The 17757-nt window shown below is 61.1% G+C and carries 12 protein-coding genes; 8 read left to right on the top strand and 4 right to left on the bottom strand.

What is annotated here, in order from left to right; all coding sequences use genetic code 11:
• Window positions 1-87 precede the first annotated feature (87 nt).
• Window positions 88-1521 (bottom strand): dicarboxylate/amino acid:cation symporter, encoded by a 1434-nt coding sequence (locus M1D89_RS16300; protein ID WP_498645058.1) that lies wholly within the window; start codon window positions 1519-1521, stop codon window positions 88-90.
• A 606-nt stretch (window positions 1522-2127) separates the two neighbouring features.
• Here M1D89_RS16300 and M1D89_RS16295 point away from each other — a divergent pair.
• Genes M1D89_RS16295 through M1D89_RS16285 form a run of 3 tightly spaced genes read left to right on the top strand, consistent with a single transcriptional unit; the run spans window position 2128 to window position 3673 of the window.
• Window positions 2128-2562 carry a hypothetical protein gene (locus M1D89_RS16295; RefSeq protein ID WP_498645056.1) on the top strand — a complete coding sequence of 145 codons (435 nt, stop codon included), beginning with the start codon at window positions 2128-2130 and terminating at the stop codon, window positions 2560-2562.
• Between the two features lie 25 nt (window positions 2563-2587).
• A complete protein-coding gene (locus M1D89_RS16290; RefSeq protein WP_498645054.1) occupies window positions 2588-3202 on the top strand; it encodes a hypothetical protein in 615 nt (204 codons plus the stop codon).
• 6 nt (window positions 3203-3208) lie between these two features.
• Entirely contained in the window at window positions 3209-3673 is a 465-nt protein-coding gene (locus tag M1D89_RS16285) for a hypothetical protein (protein WP_498645052.1), read from the top strand.
• 58 nt (window positions 3674-3731) lie between these two features.
• On the opposite strand, the gene M1D89_RS16280 is transcribed toward M1D89_RS16285, so the two are convergent.
• The 3 genes from M1D89_RS16280 to M1D89_RS16270 form a co-directional block, all read right to left on the bottom strand.
• Window positions 3732-5414: a DUF885 domain-containing protein gene (locus M1D89_RS16280; RefSeq protein ID WP_498645050.1), complete on the bottom strand. Its 1683-nt coding sequence runs from the start codon at window positions 5412-5414 to the stop codon at window positions 3732-3734.
• Between the two features lie 65 nt (window positions 5415-5479).
• Window positions 5480-5737 (bottom strand): acyl-CoA carboxylase epsilon subunit, encoded by a 258-nt coding sequence (locus M1D89_RS16275; protein WP_498645048.1) that lies wholly within the window; start codon window positions 5735-5737, stop codon window positions 5480-5482.
• Complete coding sequence (locus tag M1D89_RS16270; RefSeq protein WP_178996528.1) at window positions 5734-7317, bottom strand: acyl-CoA carboxylase subunit beta; 1584 nt, start codon at window positions 7315-7317, stop codon at window positions 5734-5736. Before M1D89_RS16270 ends, M1D89_RS16275 begins: the two co-directional genes overlap by 4 nt.
• A 217-nt stretch (window positions 7318-7534) precedes the next feature.
• Between M1D89_RS16270 and M1D89_RS16265 the strand changes: the two genes are divergently transcribed.
• The 5 genes from M1D89_RS16265 to M1D89_RS16245 all read left to right on the top strand — a co-directional run bounded on the left by M1D89_RS16265 (window position 7535) and on the right by M1D89_RS16245 (window position 17647).
• Window positions 7535-8425, top strand: a complete 891-nt coding sequence (locus M1D89_RS16265) for an SDR family oxidoreductase (RefSeq protein ID WP_498645045.1) — start codon at window positions 7535-7537, stop codon at window positions 8423-8425.
• A gap of 67 nt (window positions 8426-8492) precedes the next feature.
• Window positions 8493-9443 carry a biotin--[acetyl-CoA-carboxylase] ligase gene (locus M1D89_RS16260; protein ID WP_498645043.1) on the top strand — a complete coding sequence of 317 codons (951 nt, stop codon included), beginning with the start codon at window positions 8493-8495 and terminating at the stop codon, window positions 9441-9443.
• Window positions 9436-10029 (top strand): PH domain-containing protein, encoded by a 594-nt coding sequence (locus tag M1D89_RS16255; protein WP_498645041.1) that lies wholly within the window; start codon window positions 9436-9438, stop codon window positions 10027-10029. Before M1D89_RS16260 ends, M1D89_RS16255 begins: the two co-directional genes overlap by 8 nt.
• Window positions 10019-11197: an adenylate/guanylate cyclase domain-containing protein gene (locus M1D89_RS16250; RefSeq protein ID WP_091466255.1), complete on the top strand. Its 1179-nt coding sequence runs from the start codon at window positions 10019-10021 to the stop codon at window positions 11195-11197. Before M1D89_RS16255 ends, M1D89_RS16250 begins: the two co-directional genes overlap by 11 nt.
• Window positions 11198-11512: 315 nt before the next feature.
• The gene (locus tag M1D89_RS16245; protein WP_498645038.1) at window positions 11513-17647 is read left to right on the top strand and encodes an Ig-like domain-containing protein; all 6135 of its coding nucleotides are present in this window, start codon (window positions 11513-11515) and stop codon (window positions 17645-17647) included.
• The last annotated feature ends 110 nt before the right edge of the window (window positions 17648-17757 follow it).

Raw genomic sequence — 17757 nt, 5'->3', positions numbered from 1 at the left:
AGCCTATCCAGACTTGCGCTCTTAAACGGGAAAATCCCCCGGGGAGAACTCCCCGGGGGATTTGAGCCATTGCAAAAGCGCTGGGTCTTAGGCCTTTGAATCGGCCAATTCGCGCTCTTTGCCTTCAGCCGCTGCCTTGTCGGCGGCGAACTCGTCCGCGAATGCTGCACCGTTGCGGGGTGCGTTGTAGAGGGATTCGTCCAGGATGCCCTGGCGCTTGGCCACGATGGCCGGGACCAGTGCCTGGCCCGCAACGTTGACGGCGGTGCGGCCCATGTCCAGGATCGGATCGATCGCCAGCAGGAGGCCGACGCCGGCAAGCGGGAGTCCCAGCGTGGACAGGGTCAGCGTAAGCATGACGACGGCGCCGGTGGTGCCTGCCGTAGCGGCGGAACCGAGGACGGAGACCAGAACGATCAGCAGGTACTGGCTGAAGTCCAGGTTGATGCCGAAGAACTGTGCCACGAAGATCGCTGCGATAGCCGGGTAGATCGCTGCGCAACCGTCCATCTTGGTGGTGGCGCCCAGTGGGACAGCGAAGGAAGCGTAGCCGGAAGGGACGCCAAGGTTCCGCTCGGTGACGCGCTGCGTGAGCGGAAGCGTGCCGATCGAGGAGCGGGAGACGAACGCCAGCTGGACAGCCGGCCAAACACCGGAGAAGTACTGCTTGACGGACAGGCCGTGGACGCGGACCAGAATGGGGTAAAGGACGAAGAGCACCAGGGCCAGGCCAATGTAGATTGCGGCGGTGAACTTGCCCAGGGAGCCGATGGTGTCCCAGCCGTAGATGGCCACGGCGTTACCGATCAGGCCGATGGTGCCCAGCGGGGCGATGCGGATGATCCACCACAGGACCTTCTGGATGACTGCCAGCGCGGATGCGTTGAACGTCAGGAAGGCTTCGGCTTGCTTGCCTACCTTGAGGGCGGCAACGCCGATGGCGATCGCGATCACCAGGATCTGAAGCACGTTGAAGTTGACGGCAGTGCTGACTGTGGTGGCAGCGTTGGCGCTCTCGGTGACCGTGGAGCTGGCGCCGAGTCCAAGGAAGTTCTTGGGGAACAGGCCGATCAGGAACGCCCACCAGTCACCGGTCTTGCCGGCGTACTTTGCCTCCTCGGTGATGCCTGTTGCGGCGCCTGGTTGCAGGAGCACACCCAGGCCGATGCCGATCAGTACCGATACCAGCGAGGTAATGGCAAACCACAGCAGAGTGTTCCACGCCAGTCGCGCAGCGTTGGAGACCTGGCGCAGGTTCGCAATGGAGCTCACCACGGCGGTGAAAATCAAAGGAACGACGGCGGTCTGCAGCAACGAGACGTAGCTGGAACCGATCGTCTGGAGAGTAGCACCGAGACCGTTGGGAGCGGTCTTGGTGCTGCCCGTGTACTTGGCGATGAGGCCGAGGATAAGGCCGACGATGAGGGCTGCGATGATCTGGACGCCGAAGGATCCGGCCCACTTGGGGAGCCGGAAGCCAGTCTTGCCAGCTGCGGGGGAGATGTTGGTTGAGGTGCTCACCGGAACACGGTAGGTGCATCACAAATAACATAGCGAACGGACGTTGAGAAATGTTACGTGACCCTCCGATCTGCTGTGCCCCGCGACGCCCCTGCTTTCGGCTTAGGACCGGAGTTTTGTGAAGTTATTCCCGCTCGACGTGTGGTGATGATCTCGAACGCCCGGGGAAGGGGAACTGGCACCGGACGTCACGTGCCGGTTGGGGAAGATGCACTCAAGTGGCTGTAGCCAGCATCTAGGTCGGCATGATGACCTTTCGGCTCGCTGGTTGCTCGGAGAGGTAGGTGCGAGCATGCGGGTGCCACGATCTCCCTATGACTCAATTCTGACCTTCGACCTGTGGCGTCGGCTGATGAGCAAAAGCTTCCCATAAAGCATGTGCTAATTCCACGCGGAACGTGACGCCAAATTCGCATATTTCTTGTGAATGAAGAATCTGGCGAATTTCTTTACCTGAAACTTCCGAGAGTCCTATCGTAATTTCGGTGTTTGTTGTAGGTTCGAGTTGAGCGTTTGGTTTGCGCACCGCATCAGCTATTAGTGTGGTGATACAAGATGCGCTCCAGGTATAATTGGTTATTTGATCATGAGCGGTTGGGGGATTCCATGAACAACAATCTTACAAATCGATCGAGCTTGCGGGTAAGTAGAAGCAGGCTAGTTGTGCTTCTAATGGCGGCGATGCTCGCTGTATTATTCGTCATTCTGACTTCCACGGCGGCGCAAGCATATGTTCGTCGCTATCATTCCGATTACAACTATGCAAATCAGGTCCGAGGTAGCGGGTTCATTGACTATCTGACCGGTGGTCGAACCCATGTTGGCTACACGCCACCGCTGGGATTCCAGGCCTGGTCCTATGGGGGAACTTATAATTATTACAGCGGAAACTATGTCAATACCGGAGGGGCGACAGGTGAGGCATGGTCGCACTATGCACACGATGTCTATCGCTATGGGGAAAGCAAATGCTGGTGGAACACCAGTTATCCAGAGGCATTCCATAACCCGCAGCTTCTTTGCGAACAGTATGTCGGCTAGTGCCGAATCCTAATAGGAGAATAAAGTGAAAATTCCTAAAATGACCTCGATATTCTTTGCCGCAGGATTTGCCGCTGTCGTCACACTTGGGATCGGGGTCGCGCCGGCTCTGGCCGGTGAACAGCGAAGTGTCAGCGGTTTCGAGCTAGTGCCTGTTCTCGCTGCGAAACAGCATGAGGCGGATTCTGTTTCAGCTGACAAGATGGACAAGGCTCAAGCTGCGCATCTGGATAAGTCCTCGCTCAGGATAATCGCGATCGACGACAAGGCCACATACTCGGTCGGTCGCGACCATGCCGGTCGCGAGATATGCCTGATCGTACAGACGACAACCGCGGAGCATGCAAGCACAGCTGCCTGTATTGCGGCTGAGAAGTTTGTTCACAGCGGCTTAAGCGTCATGGCTTCAGGTTCCGACCCGAGCTCCAAAGTTGTTGCTCATTTGCTTCCTGCGGACGTAGATACAAGCAGCGTCCCTTCCGTTGCCTCACGCTCGACGTCTGCGTCACTCCGTCAAGTAAGGCCGGAAGCAGCGAAGCAGCTTGTTATCCAGCGTCCGCATGAGGATCTTCCGGATGTGAGTTTACTGCCCATTCGTGGTGGAACCAAAGCATTCCATCTCATCAAATTCCCTGGGTAGGAAAGCATGATTGCTCGCACAACCCTGACGAGCCTGATCTGCCTCGTTGCCGTCATTGCGGTAGGATATGTTGGCGTATTCATTGAGGCCAGTTCCGGCGGCTATATAGCGGACTTACTCGGAAGACCCACTGCCGGTGTTGCACCGCGGTTCCCTTGGGAATTGCAGTTTGTCATAGTGGTTATCTGCTTTGCCGCGGTGCTAGTAGTACGGCAGGTTTTGGATGGCTTGCAGGGAAAGGGGCTGTTCTTTGCCTGTGTTGTTCCCGCTTTACTTCTGTGTGCGTCATACGTAATAGGCGTAAGCCTCCAAGGCGAGGTGCTCGTGAGTAATGTCCTTCTCAGGAGTTACGCAATCGGGGCACAGTCGCAAATGGTACTGCTCGCGGTGGGAACTTTCCTGGTACTGGTCTTCTCTTCAAAGATAAGAGTGCCTGACGAAGCCACCACTAATAATTCGGCGGTTAAGTAACAAGGAGCCCGCACCCGTCGAGGGGTGCGGGCTCCTTTGTTTCAGCCCCACAGCCGGGTTACCCCAGCAACGCCCGTCGGAGCACGTCCAAGCCAACCGAGCCGATGTTCAACGCCTTGCTGTGGAAGGACTTGAGGTCGAAGCCTTCGCGGGATTCAAGCTCTGTACGGATCTGCTCCCACAAACGCTGGCCCACTTTGTAGGACGGGGCCTGGCCCGGCCAGCCGAGGTAACGGGTGAACTCGAACTGGAGTTGGCCTTCGCTGATGTCGAGGTTGGCTTTGAGGAAGTCGAAGCCCTTCTCGGGAGTCCACGTTCCCGTGCCCCAGCGTTCGGGAACAGGCAGTTCCAAGTGGACGCCGATGTCGAACACCACGCGGGCAGCACGCATGCGCTGGCCGTCGAGCATGCCCATGTGGTCGCCCGGGTCCTTGAGGTAGCCCAGTTCCAGCATGAGCTGCTCGGCGTAGAGCGCCCAGCCTTCGCCGTGTCCGGACACCCAGCAGACATTACGGCGCCAGTTGTTGAGGAGTTCGCGGCGGTACGTGGCCGTGGCTACCTGGAGGTGGTGGCCGGGAACGCCTTCGTGGAACACTGTGGTGGTTTCGGACCAGGTGGTGAAGGTGTCTTCGCCTGCCGGTACGGACCACCACATACGGCCGGGACGGGAGAAGTCATCGGATGGGCCGGTGTAGTAGATCCCGCCCTCGTCAGTAGGAGCGATCATGCATTCGAGGGTTTTCATGACGTCAGGGATGTCGAAGTGGACGTCGGCGAGCTCAGAGACTGCACGGTCGGAGAGTTCCTGCATCCAGGCCTGGAGGGCGTCCGTGCCCTTGATCTGGCGTGCCGGATCGTTATTGAGAATGCTCTTGGCTTCTTCAATGGAGGCGCCCGGTTTAATCTGGCCGGCAACCTTCTCCTGCTCGCTGATGAGCCGCTCGAGCTCCTGGACACCCCAGGCGTACGTTTCTTCCAGGTCGACTTCGGCACCAATAAACGAACGGGACGCCAGGGCATACCGTTCACGGCCCACGGCATCCTTCTCCGGGGCTACGGGAAGGAGTTCGTCCCGAAGGAACTCGCCCAAGGCGCTGTACGCAGAACGCGCGGCCGAAGTCCCGGCGTCGAGCTTTGACTGAACATCCGCCGGAAGCGGCTGCCCGCCAAGGGAAGCGGAGGAGGCCATCTTGGCGAAGAAGCCGTCTTCTGAGGCGTATCGCCCGGTCTGCTCAATGACGATCCGCACTTGGCGGGCGGCGGCTACTTTTCCGGCGGCAGCAGCCGAGCGAAGTGATGCAATATAACCCTCGATCGCACCGGGAACGTTCGCAGCACGGCCGGCAATGTGCTCCCACTGTTCCACCGTGTCCGTGGGCATGAGGTCGAAGATGGCACGAATGTCCTGGGCGGGGGAGGCGATGTTGTTGAGGTCGGCTGCATCCCATCCGGACTCGTGGATCTCCAGGTCCAAGCCGAGCCGCTCGCGCATGGCGTCGAGGGTGACGGCGTCCACATCATCGGAAGGCTCAAGGCCCGCCAGAGCATCCAAGGCCAACCTTGTGGCCTCCGCATAGGCCTCAGCCCCGGCAGGCGAGTAGTCCTGGTATTCCGTTTCGTGTCCCGGCAAGCCCAGTGTGGTGGCGAAGCTGGGATTGAGTTCGATCAGCTTTTCTGTGTACGCGTCAGCGACGGCATCGATGGCGGACTTCGGGCGTACGGGAGTGTTTGCAGTAGTCACCCACAGAGCCTAGCCGCGACAACGCTTACGTGAAAGGGTTGTTGAACTTTCTACGGGCGAGGGAATTAACCCCGGCTGCGCTTCCAAGCACCTGGACCCGGTGTGGGGTCCAGGCGGAGTTGTTGGCGACGCACCCAGTGACGGACGTTCGGCTTGGACGAGGCCGCTTCCTGCTGGACACCGAGTGAAACCACGACGGCGGCAAGCGCCGCGAGCTCTTCGGCCGTCGGTTCGCCCTTGACCACCGAGAACATCGGTTCAGCAGGCGATTCGGTGGCTGTTCCGTCGGGCGCCGAATCGGCGCGATGCTTGGGCGCCATCACAGCGGGATGTTTCCGTGCTTCTTGGTGGGCAGGCTCGCGCGCTTGTCGCGGAGGGCCCGGAGTCCGCGGATGATCTGCAGGCGGGTATCCGATGGAGCGATGACTGCGTCAACGTAGCCCAGCTGTGCTGCCTGGTACGGGTTGAGCAGTTCTTCCTCGTAGCCCTGGATGATTTCGGCGCGCTTGGCCTCCACATCGCCGCCGGCTTCGGCTACGGCAGCGAGATCGCGACGGTAAAGGATATTCACTGCACCCTGGGCACCCATGACGCCGATCTGGGCCGTCGGCCAGGCGAGGTTCAGGTCAGCGCCCAACTTCTTGGAGCCCATCACGATGTACGCGCCACCGTATGCCTTACGGGTGATGACGGTGAGCTTGGGAACAGTTGCTTCAGCGTAGGCGTAGAGGAGCTTGGCTCCGCGGCGGATGATGCCCTGGAACTCCTGGTCCTTGCCGGGCAGGAAGCCCGGGACGTCAACCAGCGTGATGATGGGGATATTGAAAGCGTCGCAGTGACGGACGAAGCGGGCAGCCTTCTCCGAGGCAGAGATATCGAGCGTTCCCGCGAACTGCATGGGCTGGTTGGCCACGATACCCACGGTGTGTCCTTCGACCCGGCCGTAGCCGATCATCACGTTGGGAGCATAGAGCGACTGCATTTCCAGGAAGTGGGCATCGTCCACAATCTGTTCGATGACCTTGCGCATGTCGTACGGCTGGTTGGCGGAATCGGGGATCAGGCCGTCCAACGCGTGGTCGTCGTCGTTCAGTTCAAGTTCCTGGTCGTGCTCCACCACGGGGGCCTCCGACAGGTTGTTGGAGGGGAGGAAGTCCAGGAGTTCGCGGACGAATTCGATCGCGTCGGCTTCGTCGGAAGCCAGGTAGGTGGAGGTGCCGGTGGTGGCGTTGTGCTGCCGTGCGCCACCGAGGGTTTCCATGTCCACGTCCTCACCGGTGACGGTCTTGATGACGTCAGGTCCGGTAATGAACATGTGGGATGTCTTGTCCACCATGACCACGTAATCGGTCAGTGCGGGGGAGTAGGCAGCGCCGCCGGCGCAGGGACCCATGATGAGGGAGATCTGGGGGACCACGCCGGAAGCGTGGACGTTGTTGCGGAAGATGTCCGCGAACATGGCCAGCGAGGCGACGCCTTCCTGGATGCGTGCGCCGCCGCCGTCGTTGATCCCGACCACCGGGCAACCGTTGCGGAGGGCGAATTCCTGGACTTTGACAATCTTTTCGCCGTTGACCTGGCTGAGTGAGCCGCCGTAGACGCTGAAGTCCTGGCTGTAGATGGCGATGAGGCGGCCATCCACGGTTCCGTATCCGGAGACAACGCCGTCACCCAGCGGCTTCTTCTTTTCCATGCCGAAAGCGGTGGAGCGGTGGACTGCGAGGGCGTCGAACTCGACGAACGATCCGGGATCGACCAGGAGGTCGATGCGTTCGCGGGCAGTGTTCTTGCCGCGCGCGTGCTGCTTTTCGATTGCTTCCGGGCCGGAAGGCTGTTCTGCACGGGCCTGGCGGTCGCGGAAGTCGGCAATCTTTCCCGCTGTCGTTGTCAGATCGTGGCTCATCAAGTGTCTCCGGCTCTGTAGCTGATATTCGCTGGCGCAATCCCGGGCACGGACAAGTAGCTGACTTAAGTAGCTTCCGTACAAAGAACAGGCCCCGCAGGCCAGTCTAGTGACGCCTTTGCCGCGAACCGCTGTAGAAACCCTACAATTTTCCGTGTCCAAGCCAAAGCCAACACTATGTTACCCGTCAGTAACATAGTTGGGCTAGAGTGTCCCCATGACTTCAAGCAACGGCGCTTCCTCCGCCTCAACAGAGGGTCACACACAACGCACCAGCCCCTACGTGGCCACCGCTTCGCTCAAGGGCAAGACCATCCTCATGTCCGGCGGCAGCCGCGGCATCGGCCTGGCAATCGCCACACGCGCGGCCCGCGACGGTGCCAACATTGTGCTCATGGCCAAGACCGGCGACCCCCACCCCAAACTCGAGGGAACCGTCTTTACCGCCGCGGAACAATTGGTCGAAGCAGGTGGCCAGGCGCTGCCGCTCGTCGGTGACGTCCGCAATGATGACGACGTCGCCGCCGCCGTCGCCGCCGCCGTCGAGCGTTTCGGGGGCATTGACGTCGTGGTTAATAACGCTTCGGCGATCGACCTGTCCCGTACCGATGCCGTGGACATGAAGCGCTACGACCTCATGCAGGACATTAACGTCCGCGGCACGTTCCTGCTGTCCAAGCTGGCCCTGCCCGCCTTGCGGGAATCGAGCCACGGCCACATCCTCACCCTGTCCCCGCCCCTGAATTTGGACCCCAAATGGGCCGGTATGCACTTGGCTTACACCATGGCCAAGTACGGAATGAGCCTCACCACCTTGGGGCTCGCCGAGGAGCTGAAGGACGACGGCGTCTCGGTCAATTCACTCTGGCCATGCACCTTGATTGACACAGCCGCGATCCGGAACATGCCCGGTGGCCAGCAAATCGTCCAAGCGGCCCGCGGACCGGAGATCATGGCCGATGCCGCGCACGCCGTGCTGACGGGTCCGGGTGCTACCGGGAATTTCTATACAGACGAAGAGGTGCTGCGCGCTGCCGGCGTTTCGGACTTCACTCCTTACAGCCTCGGCGCGCCCGAAGACCGCTTGGTGCCGGACATCTTTCTTTAAGGGGATTCATAGCCGTTTTTCAGCGCAGCCATCATCCGGGGACGTCGCGACTGGATAGGATTCAGCTATGGATGCCGAACAGCCGGAGAGCCGCGAACCCAAGGACTTGTCCGGAGAAGTCACGTCCGGGCAGTCCCGTTCCTCTGTGGATCGTGGGGCGTTGGACCGTGATGCTTTGCTTCAGTCGGACTTCTTGTCGGCTACCGGCATCTCGCAGCTGCAGATTGTCGAATCCACGGGTTCCACCAACCAGGACCTCGTCAGGGCTGTGACGGTGGAACCGAAAAAGTGGGCCGACCTCGCCGTGTTGACCGCCGAACACCAGACGGCGGCCCGCGGGCGGCTTGACCGCCACTGGGAATCACCCGAGCGATCGGCGGTGTCCGTTTCCATGGTGCTGCGCCCGGTAACGGCAGAAGGCATGCCGGTCCCGACGCAGAGCTACTCCTGGCTTTCGCTGCTGGCTGCGGTTGCCTTGCGGGAAGCCCTGCAGGAAACGGCCGGCATCACCGCGGAGATCAAATGGCCCAATGACGTGCTGGTTAACGGGCGGAAGGTGGCTGGCATCCTGGCCCAGATGACTCCGCTGGGCGACGGCTCCGTTCCGGCCGTCATCCTGGGCGTTGGGCTTAACGTGTCCTTGGCCGAGGAGGAACTTCCGGTTCCCACGGCTACTTCGCTTGCCCTGGAAGGGGCCACGACGACGGACCGCACCGCGCTGTTGAAGAGCTACCTTTCCCGCTTTGCCAGGTTGTACCGCAGTTTCTGCAACTCCGAGGGAGACCCCGCAGCGGGCTTGGTAGGTGGGCCATCGCTGCACAAGCGCGTTGAGTCTGCCATGGTGACGTTGGGCCGGGAAGTGCGGGCGCACTTGCCCGGGGACCACGAACTCGTGGGCCACGCCTCGCGTTTGGACGAGCACGGCTCGTTGTTGGTGGTGGACCACGGCGGCAGGGAGCACGTAGTGACAGCCGGAGATGTGGTGCACTTGCGCGCCACAGAAAGCGGTTATGCGTAAAGAGTTACTCCCGGGGGAACAGGTCATCACGATCACGCGCCAACAGGCCCGTTCACTCTTCTTTCCGGTGCTGGCCTTCGTCGTGGTTCCCGCGCTGACGGGCTTTGCTTGTGCTTGGATCGTCAGGGAAAACCCCCAGCGCCTGGCGCCGTTCATCACTGCGGAATGGACGCCTTGGCTCGTAGGTACTGTAGTAGTGCTAGCCGCGTGGTTCCTCGCTGCGTACAGCCTGAAACGCGTCTTGCGGTGGCGGTCGATCAAGTACATCCTGACGAGCAGGCGTGTACTTGCCAAGAACGGAATGTTTCGGCGAAGTGATTGGCAGGTATCGCTGATGGCCGTCCGCAACGTTGGTGTCCAGCAGAGCATGCTCCAACGGGCATTGCACTCAGGGAATATATCCTTGGATACCGGGCACTCCGGAACAGCCGTCTTGGCCGATGTCCCCGAAGTGGGGAAGTTCCGGGGCTTCATTCTTGACGCGATGGACGAACTCCCGCAAGGTGAGGTTTTTGAGGGTGAAGTACTGAGGGATTTTGAAGAATTGCCATGGGAGTTGAGAGAAGGTGGAAGAGATGAGCGTTGAGGATCAGCAGTCCGGCGAGGACCTGGACCAGGAGTTCGACGCCGTACCGGAACCTTCCGTCGACGAGGAGACCGAGGTCGGGCCTGCTCCGGCGTCGGTGCAAACAGGTCCGCCCACTGGTGTGATGTCCGCGGAGCGCCTGGCTATTAAAGCGCTTGAGGCGAAGCTCCTTGGCGGAGAACGCAAGCTCCGGCGTCGTGAAGTTGCTGCCGGTGCGGGCGTGTCCATCCTGTCGGCACGCAAAATCTGGCGCGCGCTGGGATTCCCAAACTTTGGGGACGAGGACGTCGCGTTCACTGAACGCGACCAGGCTGCCTTATCCAGCATCTTGGACTTGGTCCGGGCGGGGCTCCTGACAGAGGAAGCCGCGATCTCCGTCACCCGTTCCATCGGCCAAATGACGGACCGCATGGTGGTTTGGCAAATAGAAGCCCTGGTGGAGGACATGGTTTCCGAACAAGGAATTCCTGATGCCGTGGCCCGCAAGCAATTGGTGGGGCAACTGCCTGCATTGGTGGATTCCCTTGAAGAGATCCTGGTGTACTCCTACCGCCGCCAACTCAACGCCGGCGTTCAACGGCTTGCCGTTCGGGCGGAAGCCGGGCTGCAGGCCAGCGAGGAGGGTCGCGAGGGTGACGAAGACGATTCCCCCCTGCCCTTGGCCCGGGCCGTGGGATTCGCAGACCTTGTTTCCTACACCAGCCTGTCGCGCCGCATGAACGAGAAAACGCTCGCCCAGTTGGTGCAGCGTTTTGAGAACAAATGCGCCGAGATCATTTCCGTGGGTGGCGGACGATTGGTCAAGACCGTGGGCGACGAAGTCCTCTACATCGCTGAAACCCCCGCGGCCGGAGCGGAGATTTCCCTTGCCTTGGCCCAGGCATTCACAGAGGACGAGATCCTGCCGCAGTGCCGCGTATCCATGGTGTGGGGCCGTATCCTTTCCAGGCTTGGCGATATCTACGGGCCCACGGTTAATCTGGCTGCACGGCTGACCACGCTGGCGCAGCCAGGAACGGTGCTCGTGGACGCCATGACTGCAGCTGCCCTTGGACAGGACGACCGCTTCGTCCTGGTTCCGCAGAAGTCGGAGAACGTCCGCGGCTTCGGCGAGATCCATCCCGTGATGCTCGCGCGCGGACGCGGCAAGGGTTTGGTGCTGGACTAAACAGTCTGGGCGGTCCGGTAATCCTCGCACGCTCTCTCACTTCCCTCGGGCTTGAGCCGAACGGTCGTTCACATCCCGGCAGGTTGTGCCCGATGCTCTCTCACTTTCTTCAGGAAAGTGAGAGAGCGTTCCGCTTTAGGGGGGTGTTATGTGCGAGAGGGCCGGGATGAAAGGGCGGGTTCATTGAATGCGATTCACGTCACGACTTCGCTAATCGATGGATTAACCCGGTAGGCTGTTCGTTGATTGTGTCGTATTTTGCCGTGGGGGTCGGCGTCGGCTGCCTGGTGCTGCCTAAATTGTGGGGGAATGTGGATGGCTCTGCCTGACGGGTCCGGAAACCGCCGTGCCAGGAATCGCCGGCGGAAGGCCATCGCGGCAACCGCATTTTCCCTTGCTGCCGCAGTCTTAGTGACCGGTGCCATTCTCTACCCGGGGTTCAAGACCACCGAAGTGGACCTCAATGACGGCGGCGTCTGGGTGGTCAGCAAGTCCAAGAATGCCGCCGGCCGGCTCAATTACCCTTCCAAGTCCCTGGACGGTGCTGTGACGCCGGCGAGCAAGGATTTCGACATCCTCCAGCAGGCCGGCGATGTCTTCATTGATGACCCTGAAGGTGCCACCATCAACCCGGTCAGCGCCGCAAATATGCGCTTGGGCGGTGACCAGAAACTGCCCGGCTCCGCGGATGTAAGTTTCGGCCACAAAGTGCTGGCAGTCACAGACCCCTCAAAGGGTAAGGTCTGGGCACTGTCGCCCGGCTCCGTGGGCGGCTTCAGCGACGAGTCAGAGCCACTGTTCGAGCAATCGCCCGGAATTGTTTCGGTGGTGGGCGCAGACGACACCATTCACACTGTGGATCCGGAGTCCGGCAGCGTGACCGCCACCAAGGTGGATGCCAACGGCAGGTCAGTGGATTCGCAGGTACGCCAGGACGACGCCCTCAAGGGCGCCGGAAACCTGCAGCTCACCGCCGTGGGTGACAGGGCCGTGGTGCTCAATGAAGCTACCGGAAACATCGTTCTCCCGGGCGGTGCAACCGTTCATCTGGATGACGCCCGCGACGCGAAGCTCCAGCAAAGCGGACCAGCCGCAGATTTCGTGGCCATCGCCACCACCAAAGCGCTCCTGCTTCAGCCGTTGGACGGTGGCACCGCCAAAACCATCCGGCCCGACGGCGAAGGCATTCCCGCAGCCCCCGTGCAGCTGGGTACCTGCACTTACGGAGCATGGTCCGGTGCCAACAAGTACATCCGCGAATGCAGCAATGAGGCTGACAACCGCCGCGCCGACGTTCCCAAGGCGAGTGCGTCGCCGTCGTACGTTTTCCGGGTCAACCGAGACCTTGTGGTCCTGAACGACGTCAATTCCGGCAACGTCTGGATGGTCAACCAGAACATGCAGCTGGTCAACAACTGGGATGATGTCATCCCGCCCCAGCAAACATCGGACGACGCCGACAAGGACTCCGCGGATGAAGTCCAGCAGACGGTCCTCCCGGACCGAAGCAAACCGAACACCCCGCCTGTGGCCAAACCGGACACCTTTGGCGTGCGTGCCGGCAAGACGACCCTCCTTCCTGTTTTGGACAACGATGCCGATTCCGACGGCGATGTCCTGACGGTCTCCGCTGACCAGGCCGTGAGGTCGGGGGCGTTGGCGCCCGTCTACGGCGGGACGGGTTTCCAGATTTCCGTCCCTGCGGAGCAATCCGGAGCGGAGACTTTCAAGTACTCCGTGGACGATGGCCGTGGCGGTACAGGGGCAGCGAACGTTGACCTTCGGATCGTCCCTTCCGGGGAGAACAATGCGCCCCAGCAGAAGCCCAACAGGAACAATGCCCTGGTGGTGCAATCCGGGAAGATCGCCAACCAGTACATCCTCAGTGACTGGATAGATCCCGACGGCGATGACATCTTCGCAGTTGCTGCCAGCAGCAGCGATCCCGCCGACCAAATACGCATCAGGCCGGACGGGTTACTGACCTTCCAGGACTCCGGGGCGGGGCCCGGCAAGAAGACCATTTCCGTGACGGTGTCGGATGGCGCACTGAGCACTGAGGGGCGCATCAGTGTGGACGTTCGTGCCCCTGGTGCCCTGCCGCCCATCGCCAACGCCGATCACGTGGTGGCGGTGGCAGGCCAGGACACGGTGATCGCCCCGCTCAAAAACGATACTGATCCGCAAGGCGGCACTCTGCGGCTGGCACAGGCCCAGCCGGATGAACAAGCCACGGCTGTCATCGGTCCGGACCAGCAGACGTTTACCTTTAACTCCACGACTGTTGGCCCCCACTACGTCACCTATATGGTCACCAACGGCCCGGCGAGTGCGCAGCAGTTGGTGCGTGTCGACGTAGTTTCGGGTAATAACGACGGCGCTCCCGTCGCGGTTCGCGACATCGCGCTTCTGCCCAGCGGCGGCAGCACCGTGGTGGACGTGCTGGGCAATGATTCGGACCCGGCCGGCGGCGTGCTGGTTGTCCAGTCCGTCACCGCGGAGGACGGGCTGCCGGTCACGGTAGCGGTTCTGGACCATTCGGTGGTCAAGGTCACCGACATCCACGCGACCGGACAATTGTCCCTGAAGTACACGATTTCGAACGGCAAAGCGTCGGCCACGGGAGACATCTCAGTGCAGGTGGTGCCGGCACCGAGCAAGCTGCAGGCTCCGCAGGCCAAGCCCGACGAAGTGTCTGTACGCGTCGGCGACGTTGTGACCATCCCGGTCCTGGAGAACGATTCGGACCCCAACGGCGGAGAGCTCACCCTTGACCCCGCACTGGCACAACAGCCCGACGCCGCGGACGGCAGGACGTTCATTGCGGGCAATTCACTGCGCTTCATCGCAGGTGAGGTTCCCAAGACCGTCTATGCCATTTACAAGGTCAGCAACGCGTCAGGCCAGACCGATTCGCAGCAAGTCATTATCCGTATTCGAGCCAGGGACGACGCCACGAACACCCGCCCCGAGCCACGAAACCTGACCGCACGTGTGGTGGCGGGCATGACCGTCAAGATCCCCGTGCCGTTGGACGGCATTGATGCCGACGGCGACTCGGTGCAGCTCATTGGCGTCGATAAAGCGCCCGCACTTGGTACAGCCGTGGTGCGGGATGGATACATGGAGTTCACTGCTGCCGCCAATTCTGCCGGGACTGACACGTTCAGCTATCGCGTTCGGGACCGCATCGGAGCCGAAAACACCGGCACGGTGATTGTGGGCATCGCACCGGCAGAAGCGAACAATCAGAAGCCTATTGCCGTGGACGATGCAATTGACGTCCGGCCAGGTCGTCGGATTGCAGTAGATGCGTTGAAAAACGACTCGGATCCCGACGGCGATCCCATTGGCCTGGTGAATTCCTTCGAAGCCAATCCGGAACTGCAGGTTGAGGCTGCTACCGGCAAGATCTTGTTGACTGCTCCCGGCGCTGCTGGAGCTGAAAGCGTCAGTTACAGGATCCAGGACGACAAGAAGGCTGAAGCCAGCGCCGTGGTCAGGGTTCAAACGAGCCCGACGGCGGCACTCCACGTTCCGATCGCGGTGGACGACCGCATCACCCTGGCTGAGACGCTGGGCAAGACCGCCGTCGACGTCCCGGTACTGAAGAATGACTCTGATCCGGACGGCGTTGCGGAAGACCTGACCATCACCTTGCCGGATGCGAATCCGAACGCCCGGGTAGGGACTGCCGGCAACGTCGTGGTGACACTTACTCCCCAGGACCAGCTGATTCCGTACACCGTGACGGACATGGATGGTCAGTCAGCAACAGCAGTGATGTGGATCCCTGGCCAAGGCCTGCAGTATCCAACCCTTTCCAAGACCGAGCCTGTTGAGGTCATGTCCGGCAAGGAGATCACACTTTCGCTCCAGGAATACGTCCGCGTGCGGGAAGGCCGCCAACCCCGGCTTACGGTGGCGGACAAGATCCGTGTCCAAGGAGCCGATCCCAACAACGTCATCTCCGGCGATGGAAATGCTCTGAGGTATGCGGCACAGACAGATTACGTTGGCCCAGGATCCATCACCTTCGAGGTGACTGACGGTTCCGGTCCGGACGACTCGCAGGGGCTGAAGTCCACGTTGACCATTATCACCAAGGTCATACCGGACCCCAACGCGAACCACGTCCCCACTTTCAGCGGCGCTTCGATCGAGGCCCCCAAGGGTGAAACCACGGACTTGGAATTGGCAAACCTCGCTAAGGACGTGGACGAGCGGGATCAAGGGAACCTCAAGTTTGAGCTCGACGGCCAGCAACCCGCGGGCTTCGAAACCACGGTGGAAGGAACCGTCCTCAAAGTCACCCCGGACCTTTCTGCTAATCCCGGCGTGGTGGGCACCTTCCCGCTCAAGGTTACGGACGGCCGCTCTGACGCTGTTCGTGCCACGGTGACGGCCACGGTTGTCTCGTCCAACAGGCCGCGTCCTGCAGCTAACGACGACGCTGTTGAGAAAGCCAACGCCGGGCGGTCAGAGACCATCAATGTGCTGGCCAACGACTTCAACCCCTTCAACGATTCAGCGCTGACCATCGAGAGCGCCGCGGTGGAAACGGGCTCCGCGGCTGGTCAACCGACGGTCTCGGGTGATTCGGTCACCGTAACTCCTGCTGACGGCTTCAAAGGCGTCATGGTGGTGCGGTACACCGTGCTGGACAAGACCAAGGACCCATCCAGGCAGGCCGTCGGGCGTGTCCGGATCACAGTCCGGGACAAGCCCGACGCTCCGTCGGCGCCCGTAGCAACCGATGTCCGAAGCCGCACCGCAGTGCTCAAATGGGCACCGCCGTCGGACAATGGCGCAGCCATCACCAAGTACACCGTGAAGGCGGCCGGCTTTGAACAGGTGTGTCCCACCACTACCTGCACACTCTCGGGATTGACCAACAACGTGAAGTACGTGTTCACGGTGTTCGCCACCAATGAGGTGGGGGACTCGCCAGCGTCGATCGCGTCCAATGAGATCCGCCCGGATGAGAAGCCGTCGCCGCCGGACGCCCCCACGGTCAAAGCCGGGGACAAGAACATGGCTATTACGTGGACCCCTGCGAAGACCGAGGGCTCTCCTGTGAAGCACTACAACCTTGAGATCTCGCCGCCTCCGGCCAACGGCATTGCCGTCAAGAACGAGGTCACCGGCCTGAGCTACACGTGGCCCGGACTCAGCAATGGCGTGAAATACAAGGTCCGTGCCCAGGCCGTCAACGAGCTCGGGCCGTCTGACTGGGGCATGTACTCCCTTGAGGACAATCCCGCTGGCCTTCCTGCGGCCCCGGCTGCCCCCACTACCGCTGTGGTGGAGTCCGTGGGGACAAATAACCAGATCCGCGCGGATTGGACTGAACCGGACATCAACGGTGATCCCATCAAGACGTACTACGTCACCATGAGTGGCGGAAACGGCGTTCCCCAAACCCAAACAATCCCGGGAAACGTCCGGTCAGCCACCTTTACCGCCCAGAACGCCGAAGCCGGCTACACGTTCACAGTGCAAGCTGAGAACAAGGCCGGGAAGGGCGGCGTTAGTGCCGCCTCCGCCCCGCGCCGTGCCACAGGCAAGCTCGGCACCGTTAACAACGTCACGGCGACACCGGCAAATACCGGGGGAGCGGGCAAACAGCTGACCATCAACTTCGCGGTCCTCACTCCACAACAGCGGAACGGCTCCACCGAAAGTGAGGTCAGCTACCGCTATAACGCCAGTACCGGGCAGTCGGGACCCATCACTCCTGGTCAGACAGTTGGTGGATTTACCAACGGCCAGGCATCTTCCATTACAGTGACTGCGGTTTCCGCGGTTGCGCCAAGTTCCAATGCCAGTGCGCCGGCAACTGCTACGCCGTACGGTTCGCCCGGGACGCCGTCCGCTTCCGGTGCCAACGGCGGCCAGAACCAGACCACACTGACGCTGAATTGGTCATCACCCTCCACAGGCAGCAATGACGTAGCCGAAACCAAGATCAGGATCACCGGCGGTGGAACGGATACCGGGTGGATCAACGAATCCGCCTCCGGCAGCCGTGTAGTCAACACGGGTGGCTACAACCAGACCCGCACCATTGAGGTCCAGACGTTCAACTCCATAGGCCAAGGCGGCGGCGTGGCTTCCGCTAGTGCTCAGAGTGGGCCGCAGAAGACGTCGTGGGATGCGAACTTGCCATCCGGTAGCTACCGTACCTGCACGGATACTGCACCTTCCGGCCAGACGTCGTGGGATCCCAAGCCCAGCGAACACACGTGTGGCGGAAAGATCTACGGAGCGCCGTGGCAATACGAGTCCAATGGCACGTTCACGGTCAACTGCTTCGTGTACCGCAGCACCCCGTACATCAACTACGCGGCCTGGTACCGTCTGACCAGCGGCCCCAACGCAGGCCGATTCATCGCCCAGGGCAACACCACCTTGGGAGACCCCGGACCGCATCAGATTCCGCAATGCTGACTCAATCGACGCCGGGGCGCCGGGCAGTTGTCCCCATCGCGCCCCGGGCCAGGGAGACAGTACGCTGTCAAAGCCAATGGATAGCCCGGTCTCGGGTTTCCTTGGCCGGC

This window comes from Arthrobacter sp. D3-18, assembly GCF_054408525.1.
This window is presented reverse-complemented; position numbering and strand designations above follow the sequence as displayed.

Coding starts and splice junctions, on each gene's coding strand:
- M1D89_RS16265 (WP_498645045.1), top strand. CDS start 7,535: ATGACTTCAAGCAACGGCGCTTCCTCCGCCTCAACAGAGGGTCACACA.
- M1D89_RS16255 (WP_498645041.1), top strand. CDS start 9,436: ATGCGTAAAGAGTTACTCCCGGGGGAACAGGTCATCACGATCACGCGC.
- M1D89_RS16285 (WP_498645052.1), top strand. CDS start 3,209: ATGATTGCTCGCACAACCCTGACGAGCCTGATCTGCCTCGTTGCCGTC.
- M1D89_RS16295 (WP_498645056.1), top strand. CDS start 2,128: ATGAACAACAATCTTACAAATCGATCGAGCTTGCGGGTAAGTAGAAGC.
- M1D89_RS16245 (WP_498645038.1), top strand. CDS start 11,513: ATGGCTCTGCCTGACGGGTCCGGAAACCGCCGTGCCAGGAATCGCCGG.
- M1D89_RS16270 (WP_178996528.1), bottom strand. CDS start 7,317: ATGAGCCACGATCTGACAACGACAGCGGGAAAGATTGCCGACTTCCGC.
- M1D89_RS16260 (WP_498645043.1), top strand. CDS start 8,493: ATGGATGCCGAACAGCCGGAGAGCCGCGAACCCAAGGACTTGTCCGGA.
- M1D89_RS16250 (WP_091466255.1), top strand. CDS start 10,019: ATGAGCGTTGAGGATCAGCAGTCCGGCGAGGACCTGGACCAGGAGTTC.